Annotated in this window: 18 protein-coding genes; 7 read left to right on the top strand and 11 right to left on the bottom strand. The window is 59.9% G+C overall.

Annotation, left to right across the window (positions count from 1 at the left end; translation table 11 throughout):
* Positions 1-128: 128 nt before the first annotated feature.
* The 5 genes from K3G63_RS14375 to ruvX form a co-directional block, all read right to left on the bottom strand.
* A complete protein-coding gene (locus tag K3G63_RS14375) occupies positions 129-2465 on the bottom strand; it encodes a patatin-like phospholipase family protein (RefSeq protein WP_220614777.1) in 2337 nt (778 codons plus the stop codon).
* A gap of 205 nt (positions 2466-2670) precedes the next feature.
* Positions 2671-3042, bottom strand: coding sequence for a DMT family protein (locus K3G63_RS14370; protein ID WP_220614776.1), 372 nt, complete (start codon positions 3040-3042; stop codon positions 2671-2673).
* A 129-nt stretch (positions 3043-3171) separates the two neighbouring features.
* Positions 3172-4140 (bottom strand): zinc dependent phospholipase C family protein, encoded by a 969-nt coding sequence (locus K3G63_RS14365; RefSeq protein WP_259404448.1) that lies wholly within the window; start codon positions 4138-4140, stop codon positions 3172-3174.
* Between the two features lie 228 nt (positions 4141-4368).
* Positions 4369-4968 (bottom strand): peptide deformylase, encoded by a 600-nt coding sequence (gene def / locus K3G63_RS14360; RefSeq protein ID WP_220614775.1) that lies wholly within the window; start codon positions 4966-4968, stop codon positions 4369-4371.
* Positions 4965-5375, bottom strand: coding sequence for a Holliday junction resolvase RuvX (gene ruvX / locus K3G63_RS14355; RefSeq protein ID WP_220614774.1), 411 nt, complete (start codon positions 5373-5375; stop codon positions 4965-4967). Before ruvX ends, def begins: the two co-directional genes overlap by 4 nt.
* Positions 5376-5801: 426 nt before the next feature.
* Here ruvX and K3G63_RS14350 point away from each other — a divergent pair, with 426 nt between their 5' ends.
* Positions 5802-7484 carry a S41 family peptidase gene (locus K3G63_RS14350; protein WP_220614773.1) on the top strand — a complete coding sequence of 561 codons (1683 nt, stop codon included), beginning with the start codon at positions 5802-5804 and terminating at the stop codon, positions 7482-7484.
* Between the two features lie 182 nt (positions 7485-7666).
* Here the strand turns inward: K3G63_RS14350 and K3G63_RS14345 are convergent, their stop codons facing one another.
* Positions 7667-8650, bottom strand: a complete 984-nt coding sequence (locus tag K3G63_RS14345) for a transglutaminase-like domain-containing protein (RefSeq protein WP_220614772.1) — start codon at positions 8648-8650, stop codon at positions 7667-7669.
* A gap of 227 nt (positions 8651-8877) precedes the next feature.
* Here K3G63_RS14345 and K3G63_RS14340 point away from each other — a divergent pair, with 227 nt between their 5' ends.
* Both K3G63_RS14340 and K3G63_RS14335 read left to right on the top strand, forming a co-directional pair.
* Positions 8878-10086, top strand: coding sequence for a homogentisate 1,2-dioxygenase (locus K3G63_RS14340; protein WP_220614771.1), 1209 nt, complete (start codon positions 8878-8880; stop codon positions 10084-10086).
* A 193-nt stretch (positions 10087-10279) separates the two neighbouring features.
* On the top strand, positions 10280-10810 hold the full coding sequence (locus K3G63_RS14335) for a hypothetical protein (RefSeq protein WP_220614770.1): 531 nt from the start codon (positions 10280-10282) through the stop codon (positions 10808-10810).
* 208 nt (positions 10811-11018) lie between these two features.
* On the opposite strand, the gene K3G63_RS14330 is transcribed toward K3G63_RS14335, so the two are convergent.
* The 4 genes from K3G63_RS14330 to K3G63_RS14315 all read right to left on the bottom strand — a co-directional run bounded on the left by K3G63_RS14330 (position 11019) and on the right by K3G63_RS14315 (position 14691).
* Complete coding sequence (locus tag K3G63_RS14330) at positions 11019-12575, bottom strand: hydroxymethylglutaryl-CoA reductase (protein WP_220614769.1); 1557 nt, start codon at positions 12573-12575, stop codon at positions 11019-11021.
* A gap of 77 nt (positions 12576-12652) precedes the next feature.
* The gene (locus K3G63_RS14325) at positions 12653-13141 is read right to left on the bottom strand and encodes an energy transducer TonB (protein WP_220614768.1); all 489 of its coding nucleotides are present in this window, start codon (positions 13139-13141) and stop codon (positions 12653-12655) included.
* 1 nt (position 13142) lies between these two features.
* Entirely contained in the window at positions 13143-13841 is a 699-nt protein-coding gene (locus K3G63_RS14320; protein ID WP_220614767.1) for an energy transducer TonB, read from the bottom strand.
* A 79-nt stretch (positions 13842-13920) separates the two neighbouring features.
* A complete protein-coding gene (locus K3G63_RS14315; protein ID WP_220614766.1) occupies positions 13921-14691 on the bottom strand; it encodes a WG repeat-containing protein in 771 nt (256 codons plus the stop codon).
* Between the two features lie 228 nt (positions 14692-14919).
* Between K3G63_RS14315 and K3G63_RS14310 the strand changes: the two genes are divergently transcribed.
* Together K3G63_RS14310 and K3G63_RS14305 are read left to right on the top strand one after the other, a co-directional pair.
* Positions 14920-15735 (top strand): phytanoyl-CoA dioxygenase family protein, encoded by an 816-nt coding sequence (locus tag K3G63_RS14310; RefSeq protein WP_220614765.1) that lies wholly within the window; start codon positions 14920-14922, stop codon positions 15733-15735.
* Between the two features lie 99 nt (positions 15736-15834).
* On the top strand, positions 15835-16620 hold the full coding sequence (locus tag K3G63_RS14305; protein ID WP_259404447.1) for an SDR family oxidoreductase: 786 nt from the start codon (positions 15835-15837) through the stop codon (positions 16618-16620).
* A 10-nt stretch (positions 16621-16630) separates the two neighbouring features.
* On the opposite strand, the gene K3G63_RS14300 is transcribed toward K3G63_RS14305, so the two are convergent.
* A complete protein-coding gene (locus K3G63_RS14300; protein ID WP_220614764.1) occupies positions 16631-17278 on the bottom strand; it encodes a phosphatase PAP2-related protein in 648 nt (215 codons plus the stop codon).
* 236 nt (positions 17279-17514) lie between these two features.
* Here K3G63_RS14300 and K3G63_RS14295 point away from each other — a divergent pair, with 236 nt between their 5' ends.
* Together K3G63_RS14295 and K3G63_RS14290 are read left to right on the top strand one after the other, a co-directional pair.
* Complete coding sequence (locus K3G63_RS14295) at positions 17515-18825, top strand: amidohydrolase (RefSeq protein WP_220614763.1); 1311 nt, start codon at positions 17515-17517, stop codon at positions 18823-18825.
* A gap of 227 nt (positions 18826-19052) precedes the next feature.
* Positions 19053-19931 (top strand): RimK family alpha-L-glutamate ligase, encoded by an 879-nt coding sequence (locus tag K3G63_RS14290; RefSeq protein WP_220614762.1) that lies wholly within the window; start codon positions 19053-19055, stop codon positions 19929-19931.
* Positions 19932-19942 lie beyond the last annotated feature (11 nt).

Below are 19942 nucleotides of genomic sequence, written 5' to 3'. Positions count from 1 at the left end.
TAAAAGGTGAGCAGGCATGACACGCCCTGGACTTCGCTACCCCTTATAAAGCCCCCACCCCTTGACATCCTCAGGTCGGATGCCAAGGGGTGGGGGCTCTTGGTAAATTGCCTTGAGAGGATAGGGACTTACTCCAGGGACCGGTCGCGGAAGAGGACGTAGCCGATGTGGGCGAAAACGCCGAAGCGGTGGTTGCTGTCGTCGTAGTGGATAGCTTGCACGGAGAGGGGGCCGACAGGCGTTTGGTAGACCAGGCCGGTCATGAAGGTGAGGTAGGGGCGGCTCACGCTGTTGGAGCGGCGCACCAGCACGGGGTTGTCGTAAGCCTGTTTCCAGGGCCGTACCAGCACGTGGGCAAACGCCTCGGAGCGCCATTCTACACCCCGGAAAACGCCCTTCACATAGCGCAGACCCGCACCGGCGTAGGCCGAGCCCCGGTAATTATCCAGGAATAAAGTGCGGGAGTCGGGCAGGGGTAGGAAAACGGCCGAGGTAGTCAGGGAGGAGCGGTAGGTAGCAAACTCGCCCTGAGTGCTGGCTACGGCATCCAGGAGGTAGCCCCAGGAGTTGGTTTTCGCTCCCACCGAGTCGTTTTTGGTTAGGGAGAAATACTGCTCTATAAACAAGGAGCCCTTCACCCAGCGCTGGTTATGGGTCCGGCCCTCTACCCCAATGGCGGTAGTACCGGGGTCGTATTTTTCCTGGCCCGTGATGCCGCGCAAGGCAAACTCAGCCCGGCGGCCCTTGGTGGCGTACTGGCGGGCATTCAGGGAGTTACGCTCGAAGCGAAGCCCAGCCGTAATGCCCTGGAAACGGTTCAGGTCCAGCTCATCGGCGCTGCTTACCTCGCTGGTGTTAGCAAACCGGTCGCGGTTGGTAAAGGCCCCAATGTCGAGCACGTAGCGGCTGCGGTAGTTGGGGCTGATGCCAATGTTCAGGGCCGTCTTCAGGTCGCGCTGCACCAGTTGGCTGGTTTCGGCGTTCTGACCCAAAAGGCCGCCAGTATCCTGGTAGTTGAGGTTGTTGAAAGTAACAATAGGCTCGAAATACAGAGGTATCTGCCCCGGCACACTGACCCGGAACGAGCCCTGCACGGCGTTATAGAAGCGCCCTACCGTGGCGTTGGCGCGCACTGTATAGAGGTAGCGGTTGAGGTAGCGGTAGGCGCCGCCCAGGTAAAAATTGCTCATGGAGCGTGACGACAGCAGCACGCCCAGGTCAGCGGTGAGGTTGTTGGCCTGGCGGGCATCAATACTGAGCCCATAGCCTTTCTGCTCCCCTGAGTACCGGATGCGCGGGTACACGTTGGTGAAGAAATCATTGCTGACAAGGCGGAAGTAGCCTTCTTCAATGTCGCTGGGGGTGTAGCTGGAGCCGCTGCGCTGGAAGAAGCGGCGCACGAACTCCTGCTGCTGCCGGGGCAGGCCCTGCACCGTAATGCGGGTGAAATCGGGCTTGGGAGCACGTTCCTGGAAAGCCCGCCGCCGCTGCTGCAGGGCCAGGGTGTCTTCGCGCCGCTGGATGCGCTGCAGGGTAAGCGCCAGCTTTTCCTCGGCGGCATGCTCGCCCAAGGCAATCAGGCGCTTTACCCGCCCGAAGTCGGCGGCGGTGTAGTCCGTCAGATCGGGCTGGATAAAGACGCCGTTGGGCCCTACCGAGAGGGTGTCGGCGGCGTTGGAGCCCAGGAAAACCAGGGTGCTGGTCAGCAGCTGGTCATCTTTCTCCTTGGGGTATTTGCGGTAAGCTACGTCGCCTACGTTTACCCCAATAATCACATCGGGTTTAAACTCCTGCCGGATAACGCCGGTCGGGAAGTTGTCGACCACGGCCCCATCGAAGAGGTAGCGGCCGTCTTCCTGCCGAATGGGGCGGAAGGCCAGCGGAAAGGCCATAGAGTTGCGTACGGCGTCGGAGAGGGAGCCGCTGCGCTGCACTACCTTCTGGCGCGTAAATACCTCGGAGGCCACAGCCCGGTAGGGCACAAACAGATTATCGAAGTTGTAATCGGCAATAGCGCCGGCCGGGGCCAGCATGGTGGCCAGCACGTAGTTGAGCGTCGCGTCGTTGATGATGCGCGGCGTCACGCGGGTGCGAAAGGCCGAGTCGATGGATAGCCCCAGGTGCAAGGCCGCGGGCGAAGGATCCGCGTCGTAGAAGTTGAACACCTTGCCTTCGAGGGGGCGGTTGGCTACCCAATCCTGAAACTCCGGCTTGAGCACAATCTCCTCAATTTCGCGGGGCGAGTAGCCGGCAGCGTACATGCCGCCCACAATGGCGCCCATGCTGGTGCCCACAATGTAGTCGATGGGGATGCGGTTCTTCTCCAGTACTTTAAGTACGCCCACGTGGGCCAGGCCTTTAGCCCCGCCCCCGCTGAGCACCAGCCCTACTTTCTGCGCCTGTGCGGTAGCAGAACCCACTAGCCACAGCACAAGCAGCATGAATACACGGTATTGTTTCGGCATATAACCAGGTAGTAGAAAACGTGAAAAGCCCCGGTAGCGGAGCGCGTTTCCTACGCATACGGTTGGCCGGAGTTGCCGGGTTCTAGCCGAAATACTACCCCTGCCCGGCCAATGCATCCGAATACGGTTTTTCAGGGCAAGCTCAACGCTACAAAATAGCTGAGCACAGGCTGGCGGCACCCGCAAAAGGCGGGGCTTTGTCTGCCTACCACTTCTTAAAAATGACGTACACCGCCGCCACCAGCAAGGCAAAGCCTACCACGTGGTTCCAGGCCAGCTTGTCGGTTTTGAAGATGAAGACGGCGCACAGCGTAAACACCGTCAGGGAGACTACCTCCTGAATTACTTTCAGCTGAAACAAGCTGAAGGGCCCGCCGTTTTCCTCAAAGCCCAGGCGGTTGGCCGGCACCTGAAACACATACTCGAAAAAGGCCAGCCCCCAGCTAATCAGAATAACGCCTACCAGCCCCAGCCCGTGCAGCCAGCTGATTTTCTTGAACTGCAGGTGCCCGTACCAGGCAAACGTCATGAACAGGTTGGAAATCAGCAGCAGGGCAACAGTGGCAAATCCTTTCATGGTGCGGGCAGGTCGGTAGGGAGGGCAAAAGGAGCGCCTACGCAATTGCTGGCGCAGGTCAGTGTACTGCCAACCAGGGCGAATCGTTTTGCCAGCACCGCTGCCACTTACTGATGCAGGGTGGTGGGGCTAGTCCTCGTGCCCGGCTACGGGCGCGGTTGGAGCCTGTTCGGCCTGTTTGGCTTCGAGGGCCAGGCGCTGCTGCTCCTTTTCGGAGGGCGTACGCGGTAGGGAATGCAGGTCGGGTTGGCCGGCATCAACCCAGGCCGTGTACCAGAAAGCGCCCACCAGCCGCACGGCCAGCCGCATCTGCCGCTCTACCTGCCCACTCAGGCGCCGGTGGTACTCGCGGGCGAAGTCGCGGGAGTAGGTGCGCACCGTCAGGTTACCGCGCTGCTCGAAACCGTATTTCCGGTCATCGGGCATCTTCTGACTTAACTCCCGCTCCAGGCGCAGCACCGAATCGACGGCTGCGTGGGAGCGGCCTACTGTTGCCCAGATGGTTTGGGTCGGACGGTCGAGGTAGGGAGCCGGGCCGGTGAAGAAGTCGTACCCGTTGCTGAGCAGCTCGGGCAGACGGCTTTCCCAGAGGGCATGAATGCCCCGCTGCCCGGTAAGCTGCCCGTTGTAGTTGTGGGTAGTGTGCAGGGGCACGCAGGCATCGGCAATGTAGTGGCCCATATCGGCGGAAAGATGCAGAATCCGGTCGGTGTCGTGGGCCTGGAAGGCAGCCGTGAGCTGGCCTTTCATGCGAGCCACCTGCCAGGGCACAATGCCGTGTTTGAGCAAGGAGTCTTCGCCGAATTGGGCCACGGCGTCGGGGTAGGAGCGGGGCAGCCTGTACACGGCCGAGTCGCCGTACACATCCACGTCCAGGAAGTGGCGGGGTGCTTCGCCCGGCACTACGGTGCGGCGCGAGTCGGGGCGGGTGGCATTGTCGGTAAGGTAGTCGATGTTGGCCTTGTAGAAGCCAATCATTTCGGGGGGCAGCGTAAACACGGCCAGCCGGTTGATCAGCCGGTGGCTGAAAAAGCCCCAAGCCTGGGCGCTACAAGGCAGGGCGGTAATAAGAAGCACAACGGCAACTCGTCGGATCATGGCTGGATAGAAATAAGCTAACGGAAGAATCAGGGCAATTCAGGTTTGGTAAACGGGGTAGCACTTGGAGCACCAGGGGGAGCAGCCCTGGCGCAGGATATATGTTGGTAAAACTGCAAAATCTGCCGGGAATTCGGTAGGCCGCTTCCTTAATAGAAAAAGGGACGCGCAGAAACTCCAGCTACGGAGTTTCTGCGCGTCCCTTTCCGCCAGGAAATCAACCTGCGCCTAGCGCCGGCCCTGGCCGGCAAACTTCATGCGGTAGTCGGCTTTCACGTCGCCTTTGCTGATGCGGCTGAGCTTGCCCTTAAGCAGCTGCTTTTTCAGGCCCGAAACGTAGTCGGTGAACAGAATGCCTTCCAGGTGGTCGTACTCGTGCTGAATCACGCGGGCCGTCATGCCCGAAAAGGTTTCCTCGTGCGGCTGGCGGTTCTCGTCTTCGTAGCGCAGCACAATGGTCGAGTGGCGCACCACCGTTTCCCGGATGCCCGGGATGCTCAGGCAACCCTCCTCAAAGCCCCATTCCTCCCCGGTTTCACTTACCATGCGGGGGTTGATGAAGGCTCGCTTTACGGGGGCTGCGGTGGGCTCCTCTATGATGGGGTTGCCGTCTTCATCCTCCTCCAGCATGGGCTCCGAGTCAATGACAAACAGGCGGATGCTCTTGCCTACCTGCGGCGCGGCCAGTCCCACCCCGTGGGCGTGGTACATGGTGTCGTACATGTCGGCAATAATCTGTTTCAGCTCCGCTTCGGGAAAATCGGCGGGCAGGTCTTTGGCCGGGGTTTTCAGCACCGGGTCACCAAAGGCAACAATGGGGTAAATCATCGGGATTCGAGGAAAGATTGCAGAATGATGGTGGCCGATACTCTATCGACGGTGGCTTTGTCGCGGCGGTCTTTTTTGCTCAGACCTCCGGCCAGCATAGCGGCGTGGGCCATACGGGAGGTAAATCGCTCATCCACCTCGTGTACCGGCACCTCCGGAAACTCCTTGCGCAGTCGCCGCACTACCCCCACTACGGCCGAGGTTGAGTCGGTAGCCTCGTTGTTGAGGTTTTTAGGCATACCAATCACCAGAGCTGCCAGGGGCTCGCGCTGGTGATAGGCTTTCAGGTAGGCCAGCAAATCCTGGCTATGCACTGTATCAAGTGGGGTAGCAATCAGCTGAAGCGGGTCCGTAACGGCCAGCCCCACGCGCTTGTGCCCGTAGTCGATGGCAAGAATCCGGCCCATCGTAAAAAACTAGAAAGTAGAAAGCCAAGCAGCAACGGTTCAGCTTCTTAGCTACCGCTGCGCCCCAAAGATACGAGACCCGCCGGGAAAGGTGATGCCCCGTGAGCTCAACCGTGCAATCCGACGACGCGGCCAGGGCGTACGTTGGTCGGGTAAACAACGGGCTTGAGCGAGAGTGACTGGTCTTTGTAAAATCATAAAATAACCTTTGCAGTAAGTTCATCGTCAGGTAATTCCGTCGCTCCGTAGGCCGCTGAAAAATCAGATGAACTAGCGTTTAATTCATAAAAAATTGGATTGTTATTCGAAAATGCATATCCATCTATGTAGGGGATGGGTTTCTTGGAATAGTTTCAATAGTTTTGAAGACCTGTCCGTACCGATTACTGCCGAATATCGCCCAAATCTCTACTCTCTCAGCGCTTTATGAACATCGAGCCACCTGACTCGCCACGTCCTGCGTTGGAGCCCGCTCCCAAAAATTCACGGAGCAAGATGCGGCAGCCGTTCTTACTGGCGCTGGCGTTGGCGTGCGGAGTGCTGCTAGGAGCCAACCCCTTTCGCCCTTCGGATCAGAACCCCGACCTCACGGCCCGCGGCTATTTAAAGTTCAAAGAAATCCTCAGCTACGTTGACCGCGACTACGTGGACTCGGTAAATGCTGAAGAATTATCGGATTATGCCATCAGCCGCATGCTGGAGCGTCTGGATCCGCACTCGGTATTTATTCCGGCCAAGCAGCAGCAACAGGCTTCCTCCTTTTTACAGAGTGACTATGATGGGATTGGGGTAGAGTTCAACCTCTTCCGCGATACGGTAACGGTAGTAGCCCCGCTCAGCGACGGCCCGGCCGAACACGCCGGCCTGCAGCCCGGCGACCGTATTCTGGCCGTGAACGGGCAGCGGGTATCGGGGGTGCACACCACCACCGAGCAGATGTTCGGGAAGCTGCGCGGCCCCCGCGGCAGCGCCGTGCTGCTCCAGGTGTTGCGCCGCGGCCAGGCCCGGCCTCTCAACGTGCAGGTAACCCGCAACCGCATTTCCAACTCCTCGGTGGATGTGGCCTACATGGTGGACAACCAGACGGGCTACATCAAAGTCAGCCGTTTCGCCAGCGGCACCTACGACGAGTTTAAATCGGCGCTGGGCGACTTGCGTCGGCAGGGCCTCGCGCGCCTCGTGCTGGATTTGCGCGGCAACCCCGGCGGCTACCTCGACCGGGCCACTAAGATGGCCGATGAGTTTATCGGGGGCACTAAGAAGATTGTATACACCGATGGCAAAGGCGACCAGTACGACACCCAAACCTTTTCGCGGGTAGTAGGCGAGTTTGAGGAGGGTGCCTTGGTGGTGCTGGTAGACGAGGGTAGCGCCTCGGCCGCCGAGGTGCTGGCCGGCGCCCTGCAGGACCACGACCGGGCCCTGCTGGTAGGCCGCCGTACGTTTGGAAAAGGCCTTGTGCAGCAGCCCATTGCCCTCAACGACGGCTCGGAGCTGCGCCTTACCATTGCCCGCTACTACACTCCCTCGGGCCGCAGCATTCAGAAGTCGTACCGCGGCGGCTTGGCCCAGTACGAGCAGGACCTGCAGAACCGGCAGCGCCACGGCGAGTTTTTCCACGCCGACAGCATCCACTTCGCCGACTCGCTGCGCTACCGCACGGCCCACGGCCGCACCGTGTACGGGGGCGGAGGCATCATGCCTGATGTATTCGTTCCGCGCGACACGACGGCTCATTCGGCGTATTACACCCGTCTGCAAAGCCTGAATCTGGTGCGCGAATATGCCCTAACGTACTACCAGGAGCACAAAGCGGAACTGGATGGTCTGCGCTTCGAGCAGTTTAACCAAACCTTCCGCATCAACGATGTGCAGTTGCAGCAGCTGGCCGCCAAAGCCGCCCACGACGGGGTGCCGCAAAACGCCGCCGATATGCGCCGCAGCGCAGCCTTGCTGCGCAACCAGCTGAAAGCGCTGATTGCTCGCAGCGCCTACGGTAAGTCGGCGTACTACCAGGTACTGAACCAGGAAGATCTGGAAATGCAGCAGGCACTGCGGGCCATTCAGGAGCCCGGAACTACCGCCATGCTGGGGTTGCTGGGCAAGTAGTAACCCAGACGCGAAGTAAAACGGCCCGCTGTTCATGAGAGCAGCGGGCCGTTTTTTATTAGCCGTCATTCCGAGAAAAGGACTTTGCCAAGGGCAATTAATCAGATAAGGGGGTAGTTGTTCCTCATTAGCCTGATGCCCACACACCTAGGAAGCCCAGGAGGGGTAGAGTAAAAGCCTGGCTACTTTTTCATGATGTCCTGTACCCGAAACTCCTGCTTAATGCCAGCAAGGGGCTTGCCATCGACTTCAGCGTAGGGGTAGATAAAGTAGTTAAGCGCGGGGTTGTTCTGACGGGGCACCAGCACCAGGTCGCGGCCGCGGGTGAACTCCAGGCGGTTCTCGTCGTGGGCACCAAAGAAATAGTTGCGGCGGTCGGGGTTTTTGGCGGCTTCCGACGCGTCAACGGGCACCCAGCCGGTTTCAGGGGTGTAAAACTCGGCCCAGCAGTGGTAGCCTTTGATTTCGGCCGTACCTCGTTCGGGTGGAAGGGGAAAACCAATGCTGAAGCGAGCCGGGATGCCCAGGGCGCGGCAGTAGCCAATGAACACGGCATGGAAATCGGTGCAGTTGCCGCGGCGGGCGTCGCAGGCATAGTAAATGTCGCCGCGGCCCCAGCCCTGGCCTGTCTTGTCGTATTTCACCGTGCTGACCACGTGTTCGTACACGGCCCGGGCCTTTTCCAGGTTGGTCTTAGCGTTGGCTTTGGTAGCCACCTCCAGGGCCCATAACCGAATCTGCGGGTCGAGGGGCACGAGGCTGTCGGCCGCCAGCCAGCGCTTCAGGTTAGGGTCGGGGGCTTCGCGGGGTGGGCGCTGGCCGTTCAGGGCCGGAGCCAGATGTTCGCGGCGGGTAGCACGCAGGCGCATATCTACCGTGAAGCCTTGCAATGCCTCACCCGTGGCCCGTAGGTGCAAAATACGGTTGCCATACACCCCGGTCTTAATTTCGTAGGGCACCGGAGAGCTTACCTGCAGGTCGCGGATTTCCTGCGACTTATCGTCGTGGGGTACAGGTAGCCACACATCTACTGCCTTGGTACCAGCCGGCTGGGCCGGAATAGTAGCCGCGTAATCGAAGGTGAAGGTGCGGGTGCGGGGACCGGGAGCCGGTGGTTGCGCTACCGTCAGCAGAGCCAGCAAGGAGGGAAGTAGAAACGAGAGCATAGCGGAAACGACAGCCGAGTTCAGGCTGACAATCAAAGTACAAAGAAACGACACGAAAGATTGTTCTGGTTCATTACCAGGGAGTACTTCCCCAGCAAAGGCACGAAGAAGGTATCAGGAACGCAGGTTCTTACCTTCGGTTGGGAGGGACCAGGGGCTCCGGCCAAACTTTGTACCTTCACGCTACGGCATTCACCCCGCACTTCTCACCCCAATTTCCCACCCGTATGCCTTTTTATCAACGCTTAGGCCAGATTCCGCGCAAGCGGCACACTCAGTTTCGGCAACCCGATGGCTCGCTCTACCACGAGCAGCTGGTCGGTACCCTGGGCTTCCACGGCGTCTCGTCGTTGCTCTATCATCGGCATGCCCCCACCGAAATCAGGCAGGTAGGCACGCCTGAGCCCTACGCCCCCAAGCTGCTGAAGGACCGGCCGCTGGAACCCGCTCACCTGCGCACCCTGGCCCAAACCAGCACCGGCGGCGACTACCTGCAGGCCCGCCAAACCATGCTCGGCAACGCCGACGTGACCCTGAGCATCTGCAACCCCACGGAGCAGCGCATGCAGTATTACTACAAAAACGCGCTGGCCGATGAGGTGATTTTCGTGCACGAAGGCCGCGGGGAGCTGTGGAGCCAGCTGGGCAAAGTGGCCTTTGAGCCCGGCGACTACGTCGTGATTCCGCGCACCATCATCCACCAGATGCACTTCGAGCCTGGGCCGGTGCGCCTGCTCATCATTGAGTCGTTTAGCCCGGTGGAAACCTGCCGGCGCTACCGCAACCACTTCGGGCAGCTGCTGGAGCACGCGCCCTACTGCGAGCGGGACTTCCGCGGCCCTTCGGAGCTGGTGGAAAACGACGTGCGCGAGTCGGGGGAGTACGTGGTGCGCGTGAAGAAAGACGGGCTGCTGCACACGCTGGTGTACGGCCACTCGCCCTTCGATGTGGTGGGCTGGGACGGGTACTTCTACCCCTACGCTACCAGCATCCACGACTTCGAGCCCATAACCGGCCGCATCCACCAGCCGCCACCCGTGCACCAGCAGTTCGAGGGCCACAACTTCGTGATTTGCTCCTTTGTGCCGCGCCTCTTCGACTATCACCCCCTGGCTATTCCGGCGCCCTACAACCACTCCAACGTCGATTCCGATGAGGTGCTGTACTACGTGGCGGGCAACTTCATGTCGCGGCGCGGGGTAGACCTGGCCTCGTTCACCTGGCACCCCAGCGGCATTCCGCACGGCCCGCACCCCGGTACGGTGGAGGCCAGCATCGGCAAAAAGGAAACCAAGGAGCTAGCCGTAATGGTCGATACCTTCCGCCCGCTCTACCTCACCGAGGCCGCCCTGCCCTACGTCGACCCGCGCTACCCCATGAGCTGGCAGCCCGATTTTCAGCACGAGCCGCCCCGCGCCGCCGATATGATGGACTAGCGGTGGCGTAGTGAACGAGTGAAATGATGAAGCGCCGGGCCTTATCCCACTGGCACGAGCCGTAACAGCGACTTGCGCTAGCGGGGTAAGGCCCGGCGCTTTGCTGTAGGATGACCGGTTTTCTTGCTTCATCCTTTACAGCTCAAATCCTTATGTAGATTGGATTTCGTAGCTTCGGGAAAATTGCAAACTCATGAAAAAAATCCTGTTTCTAGCTCCCGTTTTGCTGCTGCTGGCAGTGCTTTCAAGCTGCGACAAGTTGGATAAGCTTCTAACCTTCTACATCGAGGATTCGCAATCAGTAAAGATTGCCAGTGCTTTCCCGATTGGGCAGTTCGTTCCGCTGACCCCGATTGCCGTCACGACCCGGTCGGACGAAAAGTTCAAGAACGAAAACACGAGCGCCAACCTGGTGAAGGACGTAAAGCTCGACCGGCTTACGCTCACCATCACCGACCCCAGCTCTGAGAACTTCGACTTTCTGCAGAGCATCAACATTTACATCAGCACCGACCAGAACGATAGAATCCTGCTGGCCTCCGCCGACAACGTTCCTACCGGCGTAAGCACGCTGCAGCTGACGCCTACCTCCCAGAAGCTGGACAAGTACGTGAAAGCCGGCAGCTACACGCTTTCCACGGAAGCCAAAATCCGCAAGCCCATCAGCAAGGACATTACCATCCGCACCGATTCCCGCTTCAAGGTAACCGCCGACCCGCTGTAAATAGTGAAACGGTGAATGAGTGATTGAGTGAAGTGGTGAGCGGAGCAACACAGCCGCCCTCACTTCCGTGACCAGCCGAATAGTATAACAAGCCCTTGACGTCCGTGTTGGCGCCAAGGGCTTGTCTCGTCTTAAGGGGTAGGAACACTGGTCAGGAAGGATGGCGGCGTGTCTCCTCTCCAGGATCCCACTTCACTCATTTACTCATTCACCGGTTGCGGCCGTACTGCTCGTGGCTGCTGACCCAATCGGAGGAGCTAATGGCGGAGCCCAGGCTTAGTTCGCCGGCCAGCACCACGCCGGCCACTATTTCGGCCAGCTTGTTTACGGTGCCGCGGCCGGTGCAGCCCAGCATCCGCAGGTACTCGTTCTGAGTAGCCAGGCCGGTGCCGCCGCCGTGGGTTGCTACAATAAGCGAGGGAATGGTAATGCTGATGTACAGGTCGCCCTCCGCAGTAACTTCGGAGTACAGCACCCCCGCCGACGACTCCGACACGTTGGCCACATCCTGGCCGGTAGCAATAAATAAGGCCGTAATGCCATTGGCCGAGTGCGCCCCGTTGTTGTTGGCTCCGGAAAGGAAAGCGCCCACATTGCTTACTTGGCCGTGGTAAGCCAGCTGCTCGGGCTTCACGCGCATTCGCTGCTGCAGAATGTCGCGCTTGATAACGGCTTCGGCTACTACCCGCTTGCCGCGGGTGCGCATTACGTTTATCTGCGAGGCCTTTTTGTCGGTGGCGAAGTTGGACTCGAGGTAGAAGTGGCGGATGGGCGCGCCCTTATAATTCTCCAGAATCCAGGAGCAAGCAGCGAAGGTAGCGCGGCCCACCATGTTCTGGCCCGCCGCGTCGCCGGTGCTGAAGTTGAAGCGCAGGTAGGCGAATTTGTTGGCCAGATACGTATCGATGTATTGCAGCTTGGCAACGCGCGACGTGCTTTCCGCTTCGGGCCGAATCCGTTCAATTTCCGCTTCCACCCAGCGGCCAAAGTCGCGGGCCCCGCGGGCGTCATCGAACACGAACACCGGGGCCCGCTGCATAGCGTCGCCGATGACGGTGCACTTCACGCCCCCGCAGAGGTTCAGGAGCTGAATACCGCGGTTGTAACTAGCTACCAAGGTGCCCTCGGTAGTAGCCAGCGGAATCAGGAAGTCGCCCTGGGCATGCTCGCCGTTTACGTGCAGCGGACCGGCCAGCCCCACCGGCACCTGCGCTACTCCCGTAAAATGCTCACAGTTACCCTGGAGCGTGTGCGCATCAAAGGAGTAGTGCTTCAGGTGCTCGAACTGTTCGCCCGTAAACTCCTCGGCAAACTGCTGGCGGGCCTGAATGGCGGCTTCGCTGTAGTCGTCGGATTCGGAACGCGGAATACGGGTGCGGTTCTCGGGGTGTTGGGCAATGGCGTCTTCTACCTCCACCGTCAGCTCCCCGAACGGCTCCGCCGCGAAGTGTACCCGGATAGTGTGCAGGCCTTCCGCCAAAGGCTTAGTAGCAAGGTGAAAGGTTGCTGGCTGGCCCACGGGTAGCGTCAGGCCCGAACGGTCAGCGTTGAGCACGGTAGCCGGTCGTACGTCGCCTTCGCCCAGGTCCAGAGCAATCTGGTCTGTGCCGATGCGCACGTCGTCCAGCTCCACGTACTCTACCCTGGTAATGCGCACGGTATCCAGCCGGTTCTTGATGCTGAAGGCTACCCCTTCGGGCGTATTGCGCAGGCTGCCACGGGTGTAGAGCAGCTTGAGCATCATGGAGCTAGGCGTGAAAAGCATGGGCAGGAAAGGTTGGTGAGCGGAAAGGGGGTAGGGACGGTGTTTACGGGGGAAGAGAAATCAGTTGTGGGGGTTCTTCATTTTAGCGAGAATGGTACAACTAAAATATAAGGCGCGTTGACCCTTTTGCCGTTGTAAGTAGCGGATTCAAATCTATAGTCTAGGAGCTTTACTACCCGCAATACTTCATTGTCCCATGGCTCGCAAAGGCTTTTATACACTATAGGATTACGAATGTGGCCATTCACATCTACGGTAAAGCGCACTCCTGTCAAGCCCTCAACATGGGCGCGAAGCAGGGCAGGAGGGAAGCGTAGATTATGGCTTAAGAAACGTTTCAATTCAGCTTCTCCGCCCTTGAAGCGGGGAGGGGCATCGAACAATGAATAGCAAATAACTGGATCAGAAGTGAATGAGAAAGATGCCGCTTGGTGAAAAATTGGTTGGCTCCGTAAGCCAGTAGTGTCAACTAGAGCGTCCGGTACAGGCGGCGCTACCTGGGCAGCGGCGGGCAGACTGAGGGCAGATGCTAAAAGGGTTGCCGGAAAAGCGAGCGACTTGTTCATCTTACCTGCGTTTGCGCGGCGGAGCTTGAACTGCTGTTCCCTCGAACGCAATCGGAATGGTATAGGCTACCGCTACCGGGCGGTTATTTTGGCTGCCGGGCGTGAACTTGCCGTCAAGAAGTCGCACTACCCGAACGGCTTCTGTATCTAAGGCCGGGTGCAGGCCTTTGCGCACTACAACGTTGCGTACGGTGCCTTGCTCATCAATCGTGAAGTGTATGTACACCCGGCCGGTAATCGTCTTTGGGGCAGACTCGGGCCAGTGGATATTTTCCCCGATAAACCCAAGCAGTGCTTCCTGACCGCCCTTAAAAACCGGCATTTGCTCTACCCCACCGTAAGGCATCATTTCGGGGCGTGTTTTATGACTATGACGAGCAGTATTATACACCACCTGCGCCACCGCCTCTCTCGCTGACAGCCCTACCCCGCACACCAGCACCAAGGCCACCAGAAACCGCCGGAGCTTGGGGCGCAGCTGAGGGGTAGGAGCCAACTGCCCGGCCCGGAACCGCCCGCAGACGCGCCCATCCGGGGAAGCCCGGAAAGCGGCGTCCACATCGGCTTGGGAAGCAGCGGTGAAATCAATGACCGTGCGGTTGCACTGGGCGCAGTGGTGGCCTTGAGCTACGGGTATCATCTGCTGCCAGTCCTCGTGGCAGGCATTCAGGCGGACGTTGAGGGTGGGCAGCGGCAGCATAGGTAGGCGGCTAACGAGTTGGGTAGCAGCCGGAAGATACGCTTCCTCCCCATCAACTCACCATGTCACCACCTCACCGCTAGTCCCAGAACTCCTGCCCGTTGGCGTTGAGGTAGCCAGGTTGCCCGTCGGGGGCCAGTACGCGAGCCACGTCGCCGAGGAAGGGCTCGGCCTGGGGGTAGCGAATTTCGGTAAGGGTATTGCCTTCCTCGTCGAGGTAGCCAAAGAGCTGGCCCTGCTGCACCACCGGAAATTGCAGGTTGCCCGTAAGCCGAATGGCATCGTAGCGCACGGGCTGCACCAGTTTGCCGCTGCTGTTTACTACCCCCCACTTCGGGCCTTGGCGCACGAACAGGAGCCCGTTGTAGTTTTCTCGTATTTCGTCGTAGATGGCCGGAACGGAAGCCGAGCCCACCGTAAAGCGGAAGCCCACTTTCCCTTCTTTCCGTACCAGGTCGCCGTGTTCCAGCGGTTCTTCTTCGGGCTCAGGTGGGGGCGCATCGGTTAGGCGCTGGCCGGTTGGGCCGATGCGGAAGGTTTCGCCGTTAAGCTCTACCGTTGCACCGCCGCGCTGAAAGGTGCTGGCCCGCGTGAACTGGATGGGCGTCACGGGGTTGCCGCCCCCATCAATATACCCGTAGAGCGCACCCTGGCGCACCCACGCAATTTCATCGACAAAGGGGCCCGCTTCGTCGTAGCGCAGGGGTAGCACCAGGCGGCGCGACTGGTCGGCGTAGCCCCACTTGTTGCCCTGCCGAAACGGCACCAGGCGGGAAATAGCCGTTTGAGCCCACAAGGGCCCGGCGAAAACCAGCACTAGTACAAGCAGAAAGAAAAAAGGGCGTTTCATGCGAGGTCGGGGTCGGGAGAGCACCGGCTATTGCAGCTAAGGTACGCAGACGCCCTAAACCAAATGCGGCCTGACCGGTTGATTCACTCGTTCTTCACCCGTTTGGTCAGAAGTTGCTGTGGTCGTGTGGCATGATTCCGGTGACAGTAAGCACTTTTTCTGCGCTAAAAACATGGGTATCGTATCTTTGCCTCCCCTCACTAGGCTGTTCGCTGACTGCCTTTGCTTATGTCATCACAACTAACCTATCCGCGCTTTACTTTAGGAGAGAGCCTGACTGCTGAACAGCTGGCTTTCTTTCAGGAGTATGGTTTCCTCCACTTCCGCGCGTTTATCTCGCCTGAAGCCGTACAGAGCCTGTTGCACGCCTCCCAGGAGGTGCAGCGCCGGTGGCTGGCCGAAGACGTGAAAAAAGTAAACGGAGTGCCCATTAAATACGGCAAAGACGTGGATGGCTCGCCCATTGTCCAGCGCTTTGCCTTTGCCTCGCACCACAGCCCCGTGCTGCACGAGTTCTTGCAGGACCCCCGATTTAAGGCCCTGTTTCCGCTGCTGGAAGCGCCCGGTGGCCGGGTGGGCGAAAACGAGAAGGATGGCCTTGTCATCAACCACTACGTGAACGTGGAGGGCTCGGAGTTCTCGCAAATGGGCTGGCACACGGATTCCCTGCGCGACGTGTTCTACGGCAAAAAAATCGGACCCATGCTGAACGTGGGCCTGCACCTGGATGGTACGCCGGCTACGAATGGTGGCCTGCGCGTTATTCCGGGTACCCACCGCCAGGGCCTGCGCGACATCCTGTTCCGCAAGAAGTACTACAAAGACGTGGGCCCCGACCCCAACGAAGTGGCCGTGGAAACCGAAGCCGGCGACCTGACCGTGCACGATGGCCGCATGTGGCACCGCGTGGCGCAGTCGCCGCTGGTAGGAGAGGTTTCGCGCCGCCGGGTGATGTACGTGCCCATTATTGCCGGCAAGTACGAGCCCAAGCACGAAAACAGCCCTACCCCGTTCTACCTACGGTTTCTCCATCTGGTGAAATAGGGAGGTGGTGAACTGATAAGTTGATCTGCTACCGGCGCAGGTATATCGGCAAACTCACCAGCTCCCTATTCTACCAGCTTACCTTTTACTGCTTCTCCCTTGAAAAAAACTGCCCTGATTACCGGAGCTTCCCGTGGCATTGGCCGGGCCATGGCCCTAGATCTGGCCCGCCGCGGCTACGATGCGCTACTGGTGGCCCGCTCCTCCGACCAGCTGGAGCGGGTAGCTGCTGAAATCCGGCAACTGGGGCGGCAGGCGCACTATCTGGCGCTGGATTTGGCGGCTCCCGGGGCAGCGGGGCAGGTAGTAGCCTGGGCCGGCACCCTTACAACGGAGCTGGCCGTGCTGGTGAATAATGCGGGCTACGGGCTGTGGGGACGGTTTGAGGAGCTACCCCTGGCCGAGCAGCAGAACATGCTCCAGCTCAACATGCATCTGCCCGTAGAGCTGACCCACGGCTTGCTCCCTACCCTGCGCCGGCAGCCCAAGGCTTACATCCTGAATGTGGCCAGCACGGCTGCCTACCAGGCCGTACCGACGCTCACGCTCTACGCGGCCAGTAAGGCGTTCCTCATCAGCTTCTCCCGGGGCCTGCGCTACGAGCTGCGCGACACCAGCGTGTCCGTCACTTGCCTTAGCCCCGGCGCTACCACTACTGATTTTGCCGACCGCGCCGGCATGAACTCCGAGTTGCAGGCCGTAGCCAACAAAGTATCCATGACCCCGGCACAGGTAGCAGAGTTTGGTATTGCGGCCATGCTGGCCGGCGAGGCCGAAGTAATTCCGGGCGCGCTTAATAAAGTGTCGGCGGCACTTACTTCTCTGGTTCCCAAGGGTATTACGGAGCGCATTGCGGCCGGTATCTACGAAAAGCACCTGAAATAAGCCACTTCTCCTACCCCTTCTGCGGAAAAGAAGGGGTAGGCATAAACCTGCCGGCCAGCCAGAAGCTCAGGCCCGCAAACACGGGAGCCGCCAGCACATCGTAGCTGTAGTGGGCGCGCTGCACCATCACCAGCAACCCAATAGCCAGGGTGGCCCCGAGCAGAATGTGGCGCCGCCCCCCGGCCGGCACGGCCAGGGCTAGCAGCAGCAACGTAGCCGTGTGGCCCGAAAAAAACAGGTCTTTGGTGATGGGGGCGGGGGCCGCGTAAAATAGCTGTTCCACCAGCGGGTCGCGGAGCAGAATCAGACCGATGGGGGGCTCCAGCGGCAATAAGGCCAGGGTCAGGCAGCGCAGCAGGTGTAACAGCAGGTAGGCCGTTAGGGCCCGCAGCAGCAGATAGGGCCGGGGCAGCAGCGTGACTACCCCCAAGCCAATACCCAGGTAGATAACGGCAAACGTAAGCTCCGATACGTCGCGGGCCGGCAGCACGGACAGCAGGGGGTCGGGCAGGATAGCGCCGGGGCGGGCCTGTATCCAGGCGAAGAAGCGCGGCAACAGCGCCGCCAAAGCCAGGAGCAGGGCCAGCACGAGCCCTAACCGTTGCCGGAAAGCCGGTTGTCGCCAGGCCTCAGGCCAGGTGGTAAAATGCGTTGACATGCAATAAGAAAGGAGTAGTAGCCCGAAGCTTCTGCTTTGCGTGGCATTGCTGAGATGAAGCAGCCCGGCCGCGAGTTGCTTACCCGCAGGCGAAGCCGGAGCCTCGCGCCAGGGCCGGAGGGCAAAGATAAGCGCCCGGCGCGCCAGGTTTTTCCAGCCGGGTTTCCGTCGGAAGCGCTTTGCGGCGTACCTTTTCAGCCAACTACTTTTCCGCAACCCTCCTGACCTGCCTGCTCATGAAGCTTTTCTACACGGCTAGCCTGGCTGCCTCCTTGTTGACGGCCGCACCCGCGCTGGCGCAAACCAGCGCCCTCCACGACCGGATTGCTAAACTCGCTGCTCAGCAGGAAAGTAAGGTAATTGCCTGGCGCCGCGACATTCACGAGCACCCTGAGCTGGGCAACCAGGAAACCCGCACCGCCGCCCTCATTGCCGAGCAGCTGAAAAAGATGGGGATTGAAGTGCAAACCGGGGTAGCCCGCACCGGCGTGGTAGGTATTCTGAAGGGCGGCAAGCCCGGCCCGGTAGTGGCCCTGCGCGCCGATATGGATGGCCTGCCCGTAACGGAAAGCAACAGCCTCCCCTTCGCCTCCAAAGCCCGCACCATGTACAATGGCCAGGAAGTAGGTGTAATGCACGCCTGCGGCCACGACACCCACGTAGCCATGCTGCTAGGTGCCGCCGAGGTGCTGAGCCAGATGAAGAAAGACCTGAGCGGAACCGTAAAATTCGTGTTTCAGCCCGCCGAAGAAGGCTCGTTGCCGGGCGTAGTGGGCGGGGCCAAGCTGATGGTGCAGGAAGGCGTGCTCACCAACCCTAAAGTCGATGCCATCTTCGGAGTGCACATTCAGGCCCAGACGGAGGTAGGCAAGCTCTCTTACCGGCCGGGTGGCGAAATGGCCTCCTCGGATGTGTTTACCATTAAGGTGAAAGGTAAATCGGCCCACGGTGCCTACCCCTGGCTGGCCGTTGACCCCGTGGTAACCTCCGCCCAGATTATCATGGGCCTGCAAACCATCATCAGCCGCCAGCTCCAGCTCACCGAGGACGCGGCCGTGCTGACGGTAGGCATGGTGCACGGCGGAGTGCGCAACAACATCATTCCGGAGCAGGTAGAGCTGACGGGCACCATCCGCAGCCTCAGCAAGGAAATGCAGCAGCAAATTTGGGCCGCCGTACGCCGCACCGCCACCAACATTGCCGAAAGTGCCGGCGCCACTGCCGAGGTCGACATTGTGAACTACGCCCCGGTTACCTACAACGACCCACGCCTTACGGCCCAAATGGTGCCCAGCCTGAACAGTGCCGCCGGCCCAGCCAATGTAAGCGTGCAGAAAGCCGTAACCGGAGCCGAAGACTTTGCTTACTACCAGGAGAAGATACCGGGCATGTTCGTGTTTGTGGGCGGCATGCCGAAAGGAAAGAACCCCGCCGAAACGGCTCCGCACCACACCGCCGGCTTTTTCGTGGATGAGAGCGGGCTGACCCTGGGCGTGAAAACGCTGGCTACCCTAGCCACCGACTACCTCGCCGCCGGCAAGAAATAGCAAGCGCCTACGCCCCTAACAAACACTGCTGGAAAAGGCGAGCTAATTCGAGGCAAGCAAGGAAGCGGCGGCTAGGCAGCCTAGCGTCCTCATCCTGCTCGGAAGGGCAGGTTAGAAGTTCTTGCGGGGGTAGGGCGCAACCTGCACGGCCCTTTACCGTCTAGTAGCCCATTGTTCCGTCGCGCTATCTTCTGTCCGCGAAACCCAGCTCACCTGTACCGATTACCATGAATATTGCCCTGGTTACCTGCGAAAGTCTTGCTCAGTACGCCGCCCCGAATGTCGATGATGAGGATAGCCTGCTTACCCGCTACCTGCGCGAGCAAGGCCACACCGTAGAGCCCCGCGTCTGGACCAACCCGGCCGTGGACTGGCTGCGCTACGATGTGGTGGTAGTGAAGTCGCCCTGGGATTATTTCGACCGGGTAGGGGAGTTCTACCAGTGGCTCGACCGGATGGAAGGTCTCGGGGTGAAGCTGCTGAACCCGGCGGCTACCGTGCGTTGGAACGCCGATAAAAAGTACCTGCTCGACATGCAGGCGGCCGGCGTCCGTATTGTGCCTACCCATTGGCTTAGCCGCGGCCAGGCCGTCGAAACAGATTCCTTGTTTGAAACCTTGGGACACGACACGCTGGTAGTGAAGCCTGCGGTGAGTGGCGGAGCTAAAAACACCTTCGTCCTGACCCGGCAGGAGTCGGCTATCCGCCAGCCCCAACTCGAGCAGCTGCTCCGCGACGAGGACTTCCTGGTGCAGCCCTTCCAGCCTCAGATTCAGAAGGAAGGCGAATGGTCCCTGATTTATTTTGGAGGAGAGTTCAGCCACTGCGTGCTGAAAACACCGAAATCCGGCGACTTCCGGGTGCAGCACTACCTCGGCGGCGGCATCGAACCCCGCCCGGCGCCCGCTCACCTGCGCCAAGCTGCCGATGCCATTGTGCGTGCGTTTGCCACCGGCTGCCTGTACGCCCGCGTGGATGGGCTGGACCAGGATGGCGAGTTTCTGCTTATGGAGCTGGAGCTGATTGAGCCCTTCCTGTACCTGGCTTCCTCAGAAGGCTCGCTGCAACGCTACGAAAGCGCACTGCAACAGCTAAGCGCACAGTAAGCCGACACGGG

The organism is Hymenobacter sp. HSC-4F20 (genome assembly GCF_019599275.1).
Taxonomy (GTDB): domain Bacteria; phylum Bacteroidota; class Bacteroidia; order Cytophagales; family Hymenobacteraceae; genus Hymenobacter.
Note: the sequence above shows the minus strand (reverse complement) of the source record. Positions and strands in the feature narration are given on the sequence as shown.

What these genes read in the sequence shown, in the direction of transcription:
- def (WP_220614775.1), bottom strand. Translation starts at nt 4,968, where the DNA reads ATGATTTACCCCATTGTTGCCTTTGGTGACCCGGTGCTGAAAACCCCG.
- ruvX (WP_220614774.1), bottom strand. Translation starts at nt 5,375, where the DNA reads ATGGGCCGGATTCTTGCCATCGACTACGGGCACAAGCGCGTGGGGCTG.
- K3G63_RS14295 (WP_220614763.1), top strand. Translation starts at nt 17,515, where the DNA reads ATGAAGCTTTTCTACACGGCTAGCCTGGCTGCCTCCTTGTTGACGGCC.
- K3G63_RS14300 (WP_220614764.1), bottom strand. Translation starts at nt 17,278, where the DNA reads ATGTCAACGCATTTTACCACCTGGCCTGAGGCCTGGCGACAACCGGCT.
- K3G63_RS14320 (WP_220614767.1), bottom strand. Translation starts at nt 13,841, where the DNA reads ATGCTGCCGCTGCCCACCCTCAACGTCCGCCTGAATGCCTGCCACGAG.
- K3G63_RS14340 (WP_220614771.1), top strand. Translation starts at nt 8,878, where the DNA reads ATGCCTTTTTATCAACGCTTAGGCCAGATTCCGCGCAAGCGGCACACT.
- K3G63_RS14290 (WP_220614762.1), top strand. Translation starts at nt 19,053, where the DNA reads ATGAATATTGCCCTGGTTACCTGCGAAAGTCTTGCTCAGTACGCCGCC.
- K3G63_RS14365 (WP_259404448.1), bottom strand. Translation starts at nt 4,140, where the DNA reads ATGATCCGACGAGTTGCCGTTGTGCTTCTTATTACCGCCCTGCCTTGT.
- K3G63_RS14330 (WP_220614769.1), bottom strand. Translation starts at nt 12,575, where the DNA reads ATGCTTTTCACGCCTAGCTCCATGATGCTCAAGCTGCTCTACACCCGT.
- K3G63_RS14350 (WP_220614773.1), top strand. Translation starts at nt 5,802, where the DNA reads ATGAACATCGAGCCACCTGACTCGCCACGTCCTGCGTTGGAGCCCGCT.
- K3G63_RS14370 (WP_220614776.1), bottom strand. Translation starts at nt 3,042, where the DNA reads ATGAAAGGATTTGCCACTGTTGCCCTGCTGCTGATTTCCAACCTGTTC.
- K3G63_RS14335 (WP_220614770.1), top strand. Translation starts at nt 10,280, where the DNA reads ATGAAAAAAATCCTGTTTCTAGCTCCCGTTTTGCTGCTGCTGGCAGTG.
- K3G63_RS14315 (WP_220614766.1), bottom strand. Translation starts at nt 14,691, where the DNA reads ATGAAACGCCCTTTTTTCTTTCTGCTTGTACTAGTGCTGGTTTTCGCC.
- K3G63_RS14325 (WP_220614768.1), bottom strand. Translation starts at nt 13,141, where the DNA reads ATGAACAAGTCGCTCGCTTTTCCGGCAACCCTTTTAGCATCTGCCCTC.
- K3G63_RS14345 (WP_220614772.1), bottom strand. Translation starts at nt 8,650, where the DNA reads ATGCTCTCGTTTCTACTTCCCTCCTTGCTGGCTCTGCTGACGGTAGCG.
- K3G63_RS14375 (WP_220614777.1), bottom strand. Translation starts at nt 2,465, where the DNA reads ATGCCGAAACAATACCGTGTATTCATGCTGCTTGTGCTGTGGCTAGTG.
- K3G63_RS14310 (WP_220614765.1), top strand. Translation starts at nt 14,920, where the DNA reads ATGTCATCACAACTAACCTATCCGCGCTTTACTTTAGGAGAGAGCCTG.